Consider the following 15,061-nt stretch of genomic DNA (forward strand, 5'->3'; position numbering starts at 1 on the left):
CGACAGTCTTAAAAGCATAGCACCCAAGCTGCAACTATGAGAATTTAACGGTTAATAATAAGTCACTTTTTTTACTTCACGCGGCTTAATTTCACCAATATATAGGTCGTGAACGCGTTTCATATCTAGCTGTAATTCGGTTGCATACGTATCGCCTACAGCGTAGCTTTTGATCACCTGAGCGCCTTTGATCACCCCTTGCACTTGGCTTTGCAATTGATCGTTGTGTGCAACACTATTTTGCACCGTGGTGCCGGCGGAAATTTTTTGCCCATAAACTTGCTCAGCCAGCTCTCGGTAGGCTTCAAGCTTAGAGGCTTTAATTGCAAGCAGCGCTCGTTGCGATTCACTGCCGCCTGGCTGCGCACTAATAGGCGCGTAACCCACCGCTTTTAGTATTGGGTAGTCATCTGGTTCAATGTAAGTATACTCAACATGCTTATCAAAAATACTGCTACAGCCCGTTAATGCTGCGCAGGTAACAAGCCCAATAAATAGAAGTGCTCGCATAATTTGCTTCCGCTTAAAACTCATTTGTCACAAATATGCACGTTTAATGCCACTTCTGGTACATTCCTTGCTCGTTTAGGCTAATCAATAGTTATCGGTGCTAGGTGTCAGCATGAAACGTAAAATTATAGCCAGTTTACAAGGTATCGGATTAGCCTTCACAATTGTGTTTTCAAACAATAGCTTAGCTCAATGGTTTGAGTCTACAGGGCATGCCGTAGTGAAAAATGGCGACACGAGTCAGGCAAAATCAGCCGCCATTAAAGATGCGATCACCCAAGCATTGGTGTTTTCAGGAGCCCGTGTAACGTCTGTTCAAACCCTTGTTGACGGGGTTTTGACACAAGATCAGTTGAAGATCAGCAGTCATGGCGAGATCCAAAAAATAGAGTTAATCAGCGAAGACCGTCATAACGACACCTATGCCATTACACTTCGCTTAGATATATTCCCTCAAGCCGAAGAATGCCCTGCAAATCAATACACTAAGTTTATCGCGGTTACACAAAGCCAATTAGTAAATCGTGAACAGGCAAGAATGGGCCAAATTTTTGACGTTAATAAAGCGATCAGTGAGCAACTGTATGCCAGTTTAAGTAATACGCAAATGGCAGCCAAGCCAACAGCCTATTACAACGTGCCTCTTAGGGTTGATCACTTTTTTACCCAACAATACGATTACAGTAATGCCCTACTTGAAGAAATAACCAGTCGCAGTAATTCGCAATACGTGTTGCTTAGCCGTATTCGCGACCTGTCGGTTAATCAAAAGCTCAACAACGACTATGCATTTTGGCAGGACGACAGCTTTAAACGTGCTTACAAAGTCGATTATGTTTTATTTGATGGCACAACCTATGAAAAACTGTGGGAGAAAAGCTATCAAGCAGAAGGGGTCTGGCCGTACAAAAAAACCGATATCATCGATGTTTACAGCGATAGATTTTGGGCAACCGATTATGGCCGTGCAATCAGTGATGTAAACCAAACTCTGACCTACGACTTGCAAGCAGCCATGGCGTGTTTGCCCACTCAAGGCAAGATCTTACATATTGAAAACGACACGCTCATTATTAACTTGGGCAAAGCTCATGGCCTGCAACAAGGCCAAATTTTAAATATTGCGCATCACAACTACATTACAGATGCACAAGGAAATAAGCTGCCACACAAAATTACCACTTTAAACCAAGTGAAAGTAACACAGCTGTATCAGCAGTCAGCGGTTGCTACCAGTATCGATAAACAACCTTTGCCCGCGATTCAAATTAACGACATTATAGAACTAGCGGGCGCTGAGTAAGCGTTCGTGTAAGCCCTTATGAGCATTTAGCCATGCGGCTAATTGCTCTACCCCAGCGATATGTGGGTAATGTTTTCGAGTTGCAATCACAATTTGACGCTGCTGATTAGGCGCAATAGACACATAGTTAATACCCGCTCTAGGTGAACACGCCAATTTTGGCACAAAGGTCACGCCATCATCCATTGCCACCAGCGCAAGCAAGGTTTCTAAACTGTTTCCTTTATATTGATTAGACACTTCAACCCCTGCCGAAAAGCAAAACTGCTCAGCTTGCTCTTTAAAACAGTGCCCTTCATTAAGCATCAGTAACTCGCCGCCATTTAACTGTTTTAATGCAACCTCATTATGGCTTGCCAGCGCGTGCTGTTCAGATACCGCAAGTAAAAAGTCTTCTTTGTACAAAGCCGATTTGTGATAACTCTCTAAGTCTGGCACATCAGCGACAATCGCAATGTCTATTTCGCCCTTGTCGAGGGCGCTTAATATTTGTGCTGTTTGCATTTCTATAAACGAAAACTGCGTTTTAGCGAATGCATGCTTCATTGAGGTCAGCAAAGTAGGTAATAAATAAGGCGCTATGGTAGGAATAATACCCACATTAACTTTACCTTGAAGGGGGTCATGTGAACTCGCGGCCAGTTCTTTTAACACTTGAGTTTGCTCAAGTATTACAATAATTTGGTCAACTAGCCGCTGCCCTTGCGCTGTTATAGTAACGTGCTTGGTTGAGCGGTCAAAAATAGTCACGCCAAGCGCTTCTTCAAGCTTTTTTATTTGCCCACTTAACGTAGGCTGGCTGACATAACATGCATCGGCCGCTTTACGAAAGTGCTGAAATTGGGCAACGGCTTTAACATATTCAAAGTCTTTTAAATTCATATCCGTCTCAAAATGATTAAGCATTATTACTGATTGGTATTACCTATCGTATCAATACAAACAAACGATTGGAACTATTAAGAGCAAACCGTCACAATAGTACTCAACAAATCAAGAGGAATTAAAAACAATGTTAAACAATATCGAAGATCAAAAAGTACCAAACGTTACATTTGCAACACGTGTAGGTGAGCAATGGCAGTCAATCACCACTGACGACATTTTTAAAGGTAAAACCGTGGTGTTATTTGCCTTACCAGGTGCGTTTACACCCACTTGCTCATCAACTCACTTGCCTCGCTATAACGAGCTTGCAGCCGTATTTAAGAAAAATGGGGTAGATGACATCGTATGTATTTCGGTAAACGATACATTTGTAATGAACGCATGGGCACAAAACCAAGAAGCACAAAATATTACCCTGCTTCCAGATGGTAATGGCGAATTTACTGACGGCATGGGTATGTTAGTAGATAAAAACGACTTAGGTTTTGGTAAACGTAGCTGGCGCTATTCAATGCTTGTTAAAGATGGCGTGATTGAAAAAATGTTTATTGAGCCACAAAAGCCAGGTGACCCATTTGAAGTCTCTGATGCTGATACCATGCTTGATTACATCAACCCAGCGCAAGTTAAACCAGAGCCTGTGAGCATTATTACTAAACCTAATTGCCCATTTTGTATAAAAGCAAAAGCATTGCTAGACAGCAAAGGCCTTGTGTACGAAGAAATTGTATTGGGGCAACATGCGTCACTTACTAGCTTAAAAGCCTTGTCTGGTCGTGAAACTGTACCACAAGTATTTATTGGTGGTCAGCACATTGGCGGCTCAGACGACTTAGAAAAACATTTTGCATAAGCAACGCAAAACTTCCTTTAAGGGCTACTTTGTAGCCCTTTTGTATTTACGCTATTTAATCGTTATAAACCGCGCTGAATAAACCTTAAATAAAACCTTTAACGATTCTGCCCATTAGAAATCGCGGCCTATTTACCTTACGAACTTTTCCCCTGCTATTTTTAGCGCCTTCATACCTAAACATTACTCATATTTATATTGGATATACCTACATTTTTATTACTTCTTTGTTACAAAAAGTACAAAAAAAATCTAAAATAGCCACCGCTTCACACAGTAAATACCGTCGACTCTAAATATGACTAAATGGAACACACAATGAACAAACTGATACTAGGACTCCTGCTCTCCTTGGTAGGATTCAGTAGCCAAGCTTACGCTGAAACAACAGCCGCTATTGACCTACTTAACCACCCCGTCGGCATTATCTGTGTCGCTATTTTTATTTTTGCCTATGTACTCGTTATTCTTGAAGAAAAAATCCATTTACGAAAATCAAAACCGGTTCTTGTCGCTGCCGGTATTATTTGGACCTTAATTGCGTGGCAATACAGCGCCCAAAACATGTCGGACTTAAGCACCAATGCATTTCGTCATGCGTTGCTTGAGTTCTCTGAGTTAATGCTCTTTTTACTGGTCGCGATGACGTACATTAACGCGCTTGAAGAGCGCCGCCTATTTGACGGCCTACGTAGCTGGTTAGTCGCACGCGGTTTTAGTTATAAACAATTATTTTGGATCAGTGGCGTACTCGCTTTTTGTATTTCGCCTGTGGCAGATAACTTAACCACCGCGTTGCTGCTATGTGCCGTGGTAATGAAAGTAGCAACCGATGATAACCGCTTTATTGCTATGTCGTGCGTTAATATTGTTATTGCTGCCAATGCGGGCGGTGCATTTAGCCCATTTGGTGACATAACCACACTTATGGTCTGGCAGGCTGATGTTGTTGCCTTTTCTGAGTTCTTCGTTTTATTTTTACCCGCGTTAGTCAGCTATATTATTCCTGCTTTAGTGATGTCTTTCTTTATTAACAATAAACACCCACAAACAGCCGATGAAGATGTGGAACTAAAACGCGGTGCTATCCGTATTTTATGCCTATTTTTACTTACCATTCTTACGGCTGTGGTACTTAAAACAGCGTTTGGTTTACCCCCTGTTGTAGGTATGATGATGGGGCTTGGTTACTTACAATTCTTTGGTTATTTCTTACGTGTAACCCTACCGGGTTCACTGGCAAGAAAACGTGCTATGGCAGAGCGTGAAGGTGATAAACAACGTTTAGAGCGCTTAGGAAATGTGGTGCCATTTGATGTATTTAGCCGCGTATCTCGCGCAGAATGGGATACCCTACTGTTCTTCTATGGCATTGTAATTTGTGTGGGTGGTTTAGGGTTTATCGGATACTTAAGCTTATTGTCTGATTTGCTTTATAACAACTGGTCAGCAACAGGTGCAAATATAATCTTAGGTTTAATGTCGGCTGTGGTAGATAACATTCCTGTGATGTTTGCAGTACTGCAAATGATGCCAGATATGTCTCATGGTCAATGGCTATTAATTACCCTCACCGCTGGCATTGGCGGCAGTCTATTGTCAATTGGTTCGGCTGCGGGTGTGGCTCTTATGGGGCAAGCGCGTGGTATATACACCTTTAATAGCCATTTAAAATGGACACCGGTTATTTTGCTCGGCTATTTTGCAGGGGTGGTCACACATTTATACCTTAATACAGGTTATTTTAACTAACTCAGTAATACGCCCTCGGTAAAGCGCCGAGGGCTTACTTCTTTATTTGCCTTTTAAAAGCACGAGGCGACAGCCCGAACCAATTTTTAAAACTGCGACTAAAAACCGAGAATTCTGCATAACCAAGGTTCAATGCCAAGGTGGTCATCGACATATTACTCATTTCGAGGGTACGTAACGTAATTGATTTTCGTGTTTCATTTAACACTTCCCGAAAGCTTGTTCCGGCTTCTTTGAGCGATCGCTCTAACTTTTTAGGGTGCATACCAAGGTTTAAAGCCACGCTGTCTTTATTGCATTCACCTGTCGGTAATAACATTGTAATGCTGTGCTTAACTAAATCGCTAATAGGTAGCACTACAGATGCACTATTTAGTTGAAATTGCTGATTAATAATGTCGGTAATTAAATTATCTGGACGAATTGGTTTTTTCATCAAAATATGCGACGAAAACAATAAGGCATTATTTTGAGCCTGTGGCACAACTTCACATTGAAACATCTTACGGAGTATTTTTTGCTGTTCGTGGCTAATGGCTTGCTGTAAACAAATACACTGAAGCTCAAAATCAGCCCCCGCCATATCACGTAAAATACGGTAAATAAGCGCAATGCTTAATTGCACGACTTGTGTGCTGCGGCTTAACTCGTTTATCACTAAACTTATTTGCAGCTCGCATTGTTTTGCCGTCAAATGTGTTAGCGCTAACTGCGCGCCTTGCACATGCATAAATGAATATTTACGTGCAATACTCAGGGCTGTCGCAATATTTTCTTGCTGCGCCATATGTGCGCCAATTAATCCTAACGCGCGGATCCCTTGGCGTAATCCCAACTTAAAACCAAATAAAGGGTCGGCCAGCTGCAGCGCCGTTAGCTCTAATAAGTGCGATACTTTTTCGTATACAATCATGTTATCAGCGTCACGCAAGTGGCTAGGTAAAAAACCCGCTTGTTTTAATAAGCTAATAGGGTTTTCACCCAGCTCATTCACCAACTCTTGATACCCAGCTAACGAACCTGCACGTACACAATAGTCCATGTTAATGCTCTTATTGCTTTGTTATGTCGCAATTTATCATGTTTTTGTCGTAAAAAGTCAAGATATACCCTGCCAGTTTACTTAGTGTAGATAGCACACAAGGTGAAAACCTTTCCCGTTCAATTGAGGATACACATATGAGCCAAATGAATTCGGTCGCTATGCAAAATGGCCAACTACATGTAAAACAAATAGCCATTCCAACACCTGGGCCTGGACAAGTACTTGTAAAAAGTCTTGCGTGTGGAATTTGCGGATCAGACATTCATATTACTCGCCATACGAGCGATGTATTTGATATTTATAAGAACCTTGGCATCATGGATAAAAGCGCAGGGAACGATCAAGAAGTATTACTCGGCCACGAATATGCCGCTGAGATTGTTAGCTATGGTCCAGATACAAAAGGCGAGCTTGCTGCGGGCACACGCGTAACATCGGTGCCTATTTTAATGTCGGCAGGCGGTGCTGGAGTTGGAGTAACACCCGGTATATATGGTGCTTATTCAGAGTACTTTATTGTTGATGAAGCGCTATTATTACCTATTCCTGATGGCGTGCCGTCAGAAGCCGCCGCCATTACCGAGCCTCTTGCTGTGGGCTTGCATGCCGTTAATCGCGCAAACATGAATAAAGATGATGTCGCCGTTGTCGTAGGTTGCGGACCTATTGGTCTTGCCGCTATTGCCGCTCTAAAACTGCAAGGCGTAAAACATATTGTTGCCTCTGACCCGCAAGAGAGTAAAAAACAAATCGCCCTTGAGTTTGGTGCAACACACTACGTAAACCCCATGACCGATGACGAAGTCACAACAGCGGCCACACTCGCAGGCGATCACAAGGTAGTAATTTTTGAATGTGCAGGTGTAAGCCGCCTACTAAACGACTATATTTTGCGTGCGCCAGCCAAAGCAAAAATTATTGTAACAGGCATTCATACCGCACCACTCGAAGTGAACTTTGCGTATGCAACCGTAAAAGAGCTCGACCTTATTTTCTCTTATTACTATCAACCTGAAGAGTTCGCGCAATCACTTGAGAATATTGCCTCAGGCAAAATAGCGTGGCAAAAAATGCGCACCGGCAAAGTCGGCATCGACGGTGTACAAGGCGCATTCGACACCTTATTTAAACCAAACGACCACATTAAAATTATCATCGAACCATGGCGCACAGGTGCATTAGAAAAAGTAACAGATTAGTCATTACAATGACTAAAACGGGGGTTATTCGGGTTGATATGCAACTTGGTAGCCCCTAAAACCAGCAAACAGATATTCTAAAAAACCGATAAGTAAAAACCTTTGTTACCCGCTTTTACCCATGGCAGTTAGAAAAACCTAACTCAATCACTTTAAATAGCTAAAGTCCTATTATGATCTTCCCCTGAAACTCTTGCCATTCAAGCAACCTGTCACTTCTTATCCGAAATGCTGCTGTCGATGACAGTTTGGACATAATGCAATGGTATTCTCAAGCGTATCATCACCTCCTTGGGATAACGGGATAACATGATGTACTTCAAGATAAGGAGTCCCATTTGAGGCTCTAACGAAAGGAGCTGTTTTTTTACAAGATTGGCATTTTCCTTTAGCCATAAATAACTGCTCTGCAATGACATCTGCATTCCTTATATAAATCTTTTGTTTTACTGTCAGAACACTAGGTTTGCGAGATGCAGACTTTAGGCGCTCTAATCGTTCGGCACGCTCTCTATTCTCTGAATCTTCAACCCTTTCTTTGAGATCATCAACAATATCTGTGAATGAGGAGCCAGCTTTAATTACAGTGAAACCCAGACTTTCCAAATGCGGCATTATTGTTTTTTGAACACCTTGTGAACGTCGAGTTTTCAATTTTTCACCAAACTGCAATACATACGCACCATAAACAAGAGGTTTGCAATCATAAAGTTGTCCTTTATAAACTAAGAAATATTCCTTAGCTTTGGAAAAGTCATATTTTTCTAAAAATTTGGTTCTACCTAACTTGTCATATTCTCTAATTGCAGAAATTACATATTCCCTCTGCGAAACTTTCAAATACCACATATACACTCCTTAGATATGAAATAATTCAATATAAAACGCTTACTCGTGTTTATTCTTTCAATTCACTAATCCGCTTTCGAAAGTTCACCTTGATTATAAATAAATATTTACACTAAAAATGAACATATCGTACTAAACTTTCTTGAAAAAGAGTTGTTTGAGTGGTGTTCAAAATCGGTGAACATGTCTGCTCTCTAAGACTTTTTGGCCTACTAATAAATAGGTTTGGCAGTTGAAATTGAGATAAAAATAAATGCGACAATCTTTGTCTGTATTTATTCTTTTACTCTGCCATTCACTATGAGTATAAACAACCCGTTCGTATTCATGTTCAAGTTAACTTAACCAGAGCTAATTCTTAACTAGAATTATACAAACTTTATGTGAAACATCAGCAACGTTTCAATTTATCAAACGGAACTTGAAGACTATAAGGAAACGGCATCTGTCAAGTAATGATAGAGCCCCCTCTTTGGTTTAGGTTGAATCTCACTACTGTGTAAGCACATAGACTGAGAACTGCCTCTTGCTGGACTATCCTTGTACAATAATAAAAGCGACTCAATGAGAAGCTAAAAGCTATTTACTCAAGACGTGAGCGCAATTATAGTACAGCCGAAGCAAGCTACGTTAACAGGTCAATCCCAAAAATAATTTCAAATTTTTGACCAAAATACTAAAGAAAACTGAGTATTAAAAATGTATTTATAATATTGTCCATCAATTTTCAATTCGACTTGCAGCTGTTTCCTTAAGTTAATACTAAGTCATTTACCTACCATATTGTCATGTAAGTAACTATAACGATCATATTTAAGTGACAAAACACTTTATCTTCTACTGTTACGAGTAGCAGAATTCCCTTAAATAAGAACACTATGATGATGAATAAGAAGATTTTCTGATATTTAGGTTAATAAATAGGTACTAAAACTTACAGGAATTATTGGTAGCCCCTACAGGAATCGAACCTGTAACTGCCCCTTAGGAGGGGGCCGTTATATCCATTTAACTAAGAGGCCACGTTTGCGCTGGGTTTTCTAGTGACGGTCACTAGCAGTATGCAACTCGTAAAATTATAACGGGCTAAGGCTTTGGTAATCAAGAGATTATACCAACCGACTACGGTTTTAGCCGGTTGGTATTAATTTTTGTTAGTTTAGCTGGGCTGTTGCCGACTGTATCGACTCATTTTGCAGCACAAAGTACGGGATTACTTTGTTTGAGGTGGCGACAACTTGCTTGGTGGTTAAGTTGATCACGCGGGCATTCACTTCAACGCCACTGGGGCGATAAATTAAGGTGCCCGCTAGCACATGACTTGCAATTCGGCGCTTGGTTAATTCGTTGATATCGCGTGAAAAAACAAAATCACCTGTTTCATCAATAACCACACTATCGCGCGTCTTAAAATCAATAACACCGTAGCCAAATTTTTGCAGTTGATGATACAAGGTTTCTGCCACTTGATTACCAAGTTGGTTACTTTGTTGTAGACTTTCATTTAAATCGACAAACGAGGTCACGGCTATGCCAAGCTCGGACTCTTGTTGCATGGTGTCGGCTATATCAAGCGCCATTTGTTCAACGTAATTACCTAACGTTTTATAATGCTGATAAGGCTTAAATTGGCGACTATTGGTTTGTAACTCTGATTCATTTTGCTGCTGAGCAAGTAGCATCATGGTGTTTATATCATAGTTAGTTGGTGCGTTGCTCGCAGTCTGGTTGCTTGGCTCAGGCGCTTGGCTAAGTAACTCACACCCAGATAAACTGAGTGTCATAGCGGCGGTTAATGCAACAAGTTTAAACTTGCTCATAGCTTACCTCACTCACTCGCTTGTTTAAGCATAATACCGTCGGTACGGTTGCTACTATCAAGAGCATCAACCACTGACTGCGGAATAAAGCCTTGTGCCGAGCCAACCACGGCTTTGCTGGCAAGCCCAATAATACGTGCATTTACCAACACACCACCTTGGTGGTTTACTAACGTGCCTGCAAGTACGTAATTAAAGTTTTGATCTTGACTCAACTCTAAATAATCACGGCTAAACACAAAATCACCGCTTGGGGTTACACGAATGTAGTCTGTGGTTTTAAAATCAACAACAGGCACACCAAACGTATGCAGTTCGTGCATGAAGCTTTCGGCAATTTGATTACCTAGTAAGCTCGATGTGTTGTATTGATCATCTAAAAAGATGAAACTCGATACGGCAAGGGGTGTTTTATCACTAACGTATTGAAGATTTTGTGCCATGTCTTGCATTAATCCACGTACATAATGATTTATATTTTTGCGCGTAGGGGCTGCAGTAAAGGTGGTGTTATTTTTAACGGCCTGACTACTTTGATAAACCGACACATTTGTTTGTGGTGCGGCAACCGCGCGCTCACTGCGGGTAAGCTGTGACTCTTTGGTGTCTATCGTTTGTGAGGGTGACATCATTTGTGCGCAGCCGAACCCTAATGGTAAACATAAGCTGAGTAGTAAACGTCTCATGAGTGGACTCCTAATTAGTATTCACTGCGGTAGATCATGCCACCGCGCTGCTGAACTTTTTCACTTCCCCACATTACATTAATGGGGATCTCGGTACTGGCTGCAGACACGATCCGCTGATCGGCTGCATCCACTAAACGGGCATTAACAATATAGGCATGTTGTTGCCGCGTTAAGGTGCCGGTGATCACAAAGTCAATATTCTGACGTTGGCGCAAATTTTTTGTATTTCTGCTTAACATACTATCGGCAGATGATTGTAAATTTAAATTATTTTCTAATCGGTACTCAATGGTATGGTAACCAAGCTGAGCAAATTGCGTCATTAAGCTTTCTTGAATTTGTTGACTAAGCCCTGCCCCCTGACCTTCTGCAAGGCCCGAATCAAGTGCATCAGCCAAGTAAAAGCTGGTTACAGCAATGCGTGCATTACTTTTAAAAGCCCCTTGAATTCGGCTTAATTGCGAACTTAAATCAGCCACATACTGGTGTACCGTATAAGGCGCCATAACGGCTTTTGGTGCTGCTGTACTTACCACTGGTTTTGGCTCTTCAGAGAGCTTACAACCCGCTAAGCTTAAAAATATTAATGACACTAGTAGACGCATAATTGCCATCCCATATCGAACATGGTTAATTAAAAGCAATAACTGTGCCTACTTAGTATAAATCGTTTTAGCGACGTGATAAGTCGAGTGGTTCGCCTAAGAAAGGCGCGGTTAAACAGTGCTGTTGAAGCTGTTTAGCAAGGTAACAAAACACGGTTGCTTCGTTGTAGTTGGCAAACGGGCCAACACGCAGTGCATACCGTGTTTGTGATTTTGTGGGGCGTTCTAAAAATACAAACTCTAGTTTATCAAATGCACCGGGATACTGTTTTTTCATTATTAACACTTGGCGCTTAATTTGGCTCGGGTCTAAATACACTCCAAGCTGAGCCCCAGCAGGCGCCTGAGCATTTCGCGCTACGGCATCATTGTAAGTTATTGACGCGTTATCGGAATGAGTTTGATCACTCTCAGATGCTTTAGAGAGCATTTGCACGTCTGGCTTACTATTGAGTTCGGCCGTCATAATGCGTAAATCATTTTCCATTTCGGTTAAACGGGCAATACTTTGCTGCTGTGATTGATATTGAGCCGCAAATTGCTGTATTTGTTTCTCTGTATATAGCGGCTCTGGTTGCTGTTGCAGCAACATACATGCAGGCAACAGACTTACACTGGCAGTAATTAATAAGTGTTTGAACAACGTTGAAATTGACATATTTATCATCAGCTAAAAAAACAGAACTTAAGCACAGCAAATAAAATGCCAGCTTTTAGCCTTTATATCAGCACGCTATAGGTAAATGCGATTATCGGTATAATTACTTACCCAACAATCAAGCCCTTGACGCTTAATGGCTTCACAATCAGCGGTTGCGTTTTTAAGGTATTTATAGCCACCAAATTTTAAACGGTAATAGGTGTTTTGATTAACATCAGCCACTTCAACATTTAATAGCGGTTTGCCCTGAAAAACCTCGGGGGCTAAGGCCTTCATTTTTTTAAATGTAATAGCTAAGTTTTTTTCTGAATTTACTGCAACAAGCTGTAATGCAAAACTGTATTCAGGTTTAACCTGTTCGCTGCTCTTACGCTCGTCTGATTTAGCCATAGAATCTGGCTCTTCTATAGTAGGCAGCCCAGCTGCAGGTAACGCGCTATCTTTGCCATCTGCGCTCTCTGTGCCTAGCTCAGGCAGCGATTGCACGTTTGCTAATAGGCTTTGCTCATTGGCCTGAACATTCATTGACTGAAATAGATGACTAAACGACAAAAAATTAAATAATGTGGTAGGTAATGAATGGTGACTACAACCCGATACAACAAACAGCACCATTAGGCACGCGCTGTAACGCAACGGTTTTAAGCAATATTTCATAAGCAGGATTCTTAAACGTACCATTATATATTTGCTTCTTAATCTGAGAAGACCGTTTGTTAGTACTTACCTGCCTGTAAAAAGCCTGAAATATCGTTTAGATATTAAACAAGAAAACACTAACAAATTGCTTTTTTATTATTATATTTTCAGTACAGTGCTTCTACTAACTGCAATAAAAACTTAGTAGCACCCTCAGCTTAAGTTTTCATATACGACAACCTAAAGCAGTAAAAATCCGTTTCATTATAGGTATTTTTATGAGTATAGCTTAATTAGCTATTCTACAGTGGGTAACTAAGCACTTTTCTGTAATAACTATCTTAGCAATCTGCTAATACAAAGGTATATCAGAAAAGTCCTTAATTAGGTAATAATCGACAATTGTGGATGACATGTAAATAACAAAAAAGTGCCATATAGGCACTTTTTTTACATCATTTTTAACTAATCAAATAGAATTGATTATTTAACCAGCGTTTTTATGAAGTCGGTGAGCTCATCTTTAAATTCATCGCGTCGTAATGAAAACTCAACAATCGCTTTTAAATAGCCTATTTTGCTACCACAGTCATGGCTTTTCCCTTTCATTGAGTAGGCATCAACGGTTTCTTTTTCCATTAACATTGCAATCGCGTCTGTTAACTGAATTTCATCGCCTGCCCCTGCTGGGGTTTTTGCAAGAAGTGGCCAAATGTTTTTACTTAATACATAACGACCAACCACGGCGAGGTTTGAAGGCGCTTGATCAATTGGCGGCTTTTCAACCATATTTAAAATAGCGGCACTTTCACCTTGTTTAATTTTCGCATCACCTAGGTCAACCACACCAAACTTATCAACTTCGTTAAGTGGCACAGGCTCAACCATAATTTGGCTTTGACCAGTACTTTCAAAGCGTCCAATCATCTCTGCAAGGTTGTCTTTTTTTAGATCGCTCGCCACATCGTCAATAATCACATCGGGTAAAATAACCACAAACGGTTCATTACCAATGATTGGCGCAGCACAGTTAATTGCGTGGCCTAACCCCTTCGCTTCACCTTGGCGTACTTGAATAATCGTGACATCTTTAGGACAAATAGACTGTACTTCTGCAAGTAGTTGACGTTTAACACGCTTTTCTAATGTTGCTTCTAACTCAAAGCTCGTATCAAAGTGGTTTTCAATAGAATTCTTACTTGAATGCGTCACTAATACGATTTCTTTAATTCCCGCTGAAATCGCCTCATTAACCACATATTGAATCAAAGGGCGGTCAACGATAGGTAACATTTCCTTTGGAATCGCTTTTGTTGCAGGCAACATACGCGTGCCAAGACCAGCAACTGGGATCACTGCTTTCATTGATTTCTCCTTAAACTTTTTTCTTTTTACACTGAAAACGGATACTTAATTGCATCGTGACACTGATAACCTTCTACTTCAAAATCGTCTTTTGTGACCCAAGTTTCAATGTCTTCAAGTGATTTAATATTTGGATTTATTTTAAGTGTAGGTGATGCAAATGGCTCACGCTTAAGCTGTACATCACGCATTAACTCTAACTGATTTTCGTAAATATGTGCATTTGCTATTTTATGATACGCCTTTCCGGGCTTGTGTCCGGTGATTTGTGCAACCAACGCTAATAACACAAAACATTGAATTTGATTAAAATTCAAACCCAGTGGCACATCACAACTACGTTGATACGAGGTTAAGTATAGAGTATCACCCAGTAATGAAAAAGTGTGCGTATGCATACACGGACGTAAACAACCTAGTTCAAACTCGCCCGGATTATAAAACGTGACAATTTCACCTCGGTCATCAATGCCGTTAGATAAGTTAGTAATTACCTTTTTAAGTTGATCAAGGTGTGTACCATCTGGGCGCTGCCAGCTACGGCCTTGTACGCCGTACACACGGCCCATATCATCTTCACCACGTCGATGCGGGTTTTCGAGCCAAGCTTTATTTTCGTTCGCGTTGGCATTCCATGTCATGCAACCGATATCACGAAACTGTGCCGCACTGTCGTAACCACGAAGGTAGCCTAACAACTCTGCAATGGCTGCTTTATAAAAGCTTTTACGTGTTGTTATAAGCGGAAACTTATTGTTTGCTACATCGTACTCAAGGTCAGCATTAATAACGGTTAAACATTTGGTGCCTGTACGCTTATTTTCGACCCACACGCCTTCATCAACAATGCGTTGACATAAATCTAAATACTGTTTCATTGACT

General features: G+C 40.9%; 15 protein-coding genes and 1 tRNA gene. 4 read left to right on the forward strand and 12 right to left on the reverse strand.

Annotated features, from left to right (window positions below):
- Window positions 1-51: 51 nt before the first annotated feature.
- On the reverse strand, window positions 52-510 hold the full coding sequence (locus tag LPA49_RS17890) for an LPP20 family lipoprotein (protein WP_036970235.1): 459 nt from the start codon (window positions 508-510) through the stop codon (window positions 52-54).
- Window positions 511-622: 112 nt separating this feature from the next.
- Here LPA49_RS17890 and LPA49_RS17895 point away from each other — a divergent pair, with 112 nt between their 5' ends.
- A complete protein-coding gene (locus tag LPA49_RS17895) occupies window positions 623-1,813 on the forward strand; it encodes a flagella assembly protein FlgT (RefSeq protein WP_036970238.1) in 1,191 nt (396 codons plus the stop codon).
- Here the strand turns inward: LPA49_RS17895 and LPA49_RS17900 are convergent.
- Window positions 1,796-2,695 (reverse strand): LysR substrate-binding domain-containing protein, encoded by a 900-nt coding sequence (locus tag LPA49_RS17900; protein ID WP_036971689.1) that lies wholly within the window; start codon window positions 2,693-2,695, stop codon window positions 1,796-1,798. The genes LPA49_RS17895 and LPA49_RS17900 overlap by 18 nt on opposite strands.
- A 130-nt stretch (window positions 2,696-2,825) precedes the next feature.
- On the opposite strand from LPA49_RS17900, the gene LPA49_RS17905 reads away from it, so the two are divergent.
- Window positions 2,826-3,554: a glutathione peroxidase gene (locus LPA49_RS17905; protein WP_230237392.1), complete on the forward strand. Its 729-nt coding sequence runs from the start codon at window positions 2,826-2,828 to the stop codon at window positions 3,552-3,554.
- A gap of 318 nt (window positions 3,555-3,872) precedes the next feature.
- Entirely contained in the window at window positions 3,873-5,306 is a 1,434-nt protein-coding gene (nhaD, locus tag LPA49_RS17910; protein WP_036970244.1) for a sodium:proton antiporter NhaD, read from the forward strand.
- 34 nt (window positions 5,307-5,340) lie between these two features.
- Here the strand turns inward: nhaD and LPA49_RS17915 are convergent, their stop codons facing one another.
- Window positions 5,341-6,348, reverse strand: a complete 1,008-nt coding sequence (locus LPA49_RS17915; protein WP_065978390.1) for an AraC family transcriptional regulator — start codon at window positions 6,346-6,348, stop codon at window positions 5,341-5,343.
- Between the two features lie 137 nt (window positions 6,349-6,485).
- Between LPA49_RS17915 and LPA49_RS17920 the strand changes: the two genes are divergently transcribed.
- Window positions 6,486-7,550: a zinc-binding dehydrogenase gene (locus LPA49_RS17920; RefSeq protein WP_065978391.1), complete on the forward strand. Its 1,065-nt coding sequence runs from the start codon at window positions 6,486-6,488 to the stop codon at window positions 7,548-7,550.
- A gap of 219 nt (window positions 7,551-7,769) precedes the next feature.
- Here LPA49_RS17920 and LPA49_RS17925 read toward each other — a convergent pair whose 3' ends face one another.
- The 9 genes from LPA49_RS17925 to LPA49_RS17965 form a co-directional block, all read right to left on the reverse strand.
- Window positions 7,770-8,399: an HNH endonuclease gene (locus tag LPA49_RS17925; RefSeq protein ID WP_051501811.1), complete on the reverse strand. Its 630-nt coding sequence runs from the start codon at window positions 8,397-8,399 to the stop codon at window positions 7,770-7,772.
- 947 nt (window positions 8,400-9,346) lie between these two features.
- Window positions 9,347-9,421 (reverse strand) — tRNA-Arg (locus LPA49_RS17930).
- A gap of 132 nt (window positions 9,422-9,553) precedes the next feature.
- Entirely contained in the window at window positions 9,554-10,219 is a 666-nt protein-coding gene (locus tag LPA49_RS17935; RefSeq protein WP_230237394.1) for a FlgO family outer membrane protein, read from the reverse strand.
- Window positions 10,220-10,227: 8 nt separating this feature from the next.
- Entirely contained in the window at window positions 10,228-10,905 is a 678-nt protein-coding gene (locus LPA49_RS17940) for a FlgO family outer membrane protein (RefSeq protein ID WP_230237396.1), read from the reverse strand.
- A gap of 14 nt (window positions 10,906-10,919) precedes the next feature.
- On the reverse strand, window positions 10,920-11,513 hold the full coding sequence (locus LPA49_RS17945; RefSeq protein WP_036970392.1) for a FlgO family outer membrane protein: 594 nt from the start codon (window positions 11,511-11,513) through the stop codon (window positions 10,920-10,922).
- A 67-nt stretch (window positions 11,514-11,580) separates the two neighbouring features.
- Window positions 11,581-12,171: a hypothetical protein gene (locus tag LPA49_RS17950; RefSeq protein WP_199524536.1), complete on the reverse strand. Its 591-nt coding sequence runs from the start codon at window positions 12,169-12,171 to the stop codon at window positions 11,581-11,583.
- A 75-nt stretch (window positions 12,172-12,246) separates the two neighbouring features.
- Complete coding sequence (locus LPA49_RS17955; protein WP_230237398.1) at window positions 12,247-12,831, reverse strand: SPOR domain-containing protein; 585 nt, start codon at window positions 12,829-12,831, stop codon at window positions 12,247-12,249.
- 465 nt (window positions 12,832-13,296) lie between these two features.
- Window positions 13,297-14,178 carry a UTP--glucose-1-phosphate uridylyltransferase GalU gene (gene galU, locus LPA49_RS17960; RefSeq protein ID WP_065978397.1) on the reverse strand — a complete coding sequence of 294 codons (882 nt, stop codon included), beginning with the start codon at window positions 14,176-14,178 and terminating at the stop codon, window positions 13,297-13,299.
- 26 nt (window positions 14,179-14,204) lie between these two features.
- Entirely contained in the window at window positions 14,205-15,056 is an 852-nt protein-coding gene (locus LPA49_RS17965; protein ID WP_036970397.1) for a thymidylate synthase, read from the reverse strand.
- Window positions 15,057-15,061 lie beyond the last annotated feature (5 nt).

It is taken from the genome of Pseudoalteromonas sp. MB41, assembly GCF_020966275.1.
GTDB classification, from domain to species: domain Bacteria; phylum Pseudomonadota; class Gammaproteobacteria; order Enterobacterales; family Alteromonadaceae; genus Pseudoalteromonas; species Pseudoalteromonas lipolytica.

Excerpts from the sequence above, each read along its gene's own strand:
- LPA49_RS17945 (WP_036970392.1), bottom strand. The coding sequence starts at position 11,513 with ATGCGTCTACTAGTGTCATTAATATTTTTAAGCTTAGCGGGTTGTAAG.
- LPA49_RS17965 (WP_036970397.1), bottom strand. The coding sequence starts at position 15,056 with ATGAAACAGTATTTAGATTTATGTCAACGCATTGTTGATGAAGGCGTG.
- LPA49_RS17950 (WP_199524536.1), bottom strand. The coding sequence starts at position 12,171 with ATGTCAATTTCAACGTTGTTCAAACACTTATTAATTACTGCCAGTGTA.
- LPA49_RS17925 (WP_051501811.1), bottom strand. The coding sequence starts at position 8,399 with ATGTGGTATTTGAAAGTTTCGCAGAGGGAATATGTAATTTCTGCAATT.
- galU (WP_065978397.1), bottom strand. The coding sequence starts at position 14,178 with ATGAAAGCAGTGATCCCAGTTGCTGGTCTTGGCACGCGTATGTTGCCT.
- LPA49_RS17940 (WP_230237396.1), bottom strand. The coding sequence starts at position 10,905 with ATGAGACGTTTACTACTCAGCTTATGTTTACCATTAGGGTTCGGCTGC.
- LPA49_RS17905 (WP_230237392.1), top strand. The coding sequence starts at position 2,826 with ATGTTAAACAATATCGAAGATCAAAAAGTACCAAACGTTACATTTGCA.
- LPA49_RS17895 (WP_036970238.1), top strand. The coding sequence starts at position 623 with ATGAAACGTAAAATTATAGCCAGTTTACAAGGTATCGGATTAGCCTTC.
- LPA49_RS17955 (WP_230237398.1), bottom strand. The coding sequence starts at position 12,831 with ATGAAATATTGCTTAAAACCGTTGCGTTACAGCGCGTGCCTAATGGTG.
- LPA49_RS17890 (WP_036970235.1), bottom strand. The coding sequence starts at position 510 with ATGCGAGCACTTCTATTTATTGGGCTTGTTACCTGCGCAGCATTAACG.
- LPA49_RS17935 (WP_230237394.1), bottom strand. The coding sequence starts at position 10,219 with ATGAGCAAGTTTAAACTTGTTGCATTAACCGCCGCTATGACACTCAGT.
- LPA49_RS17900 (WP_036971689.1), bottom strand. The coding sequence starts at position 2,695 with ATGAATTTAAAAGACTTTGAATATGTTAAAGCCGTTGCCCAATTTCAG.
- LPA49_RS17915 (WP_065978390.1), bottom strand. The coding sequence starts at position 6,348 with ATGGACTATTGTGTACGTGCAGGTTCGTTAGCTGGGTATCAAGAGTTG.
- nhaD (WP_036970244.1), top strand. The coding sequence starts at position 3,873 with ATGAACAAACTGATACTAGGACTCCTGCTCTCCTTGGTAGGATTCAGT.
- LPA49_RS17920 (WP_065978391.1), top strand. The coding sequence starts at position 6,486 with ATGAGCCAAATGAATTCGGTCGCTATGCAAAATGGCCAACTACATGTA.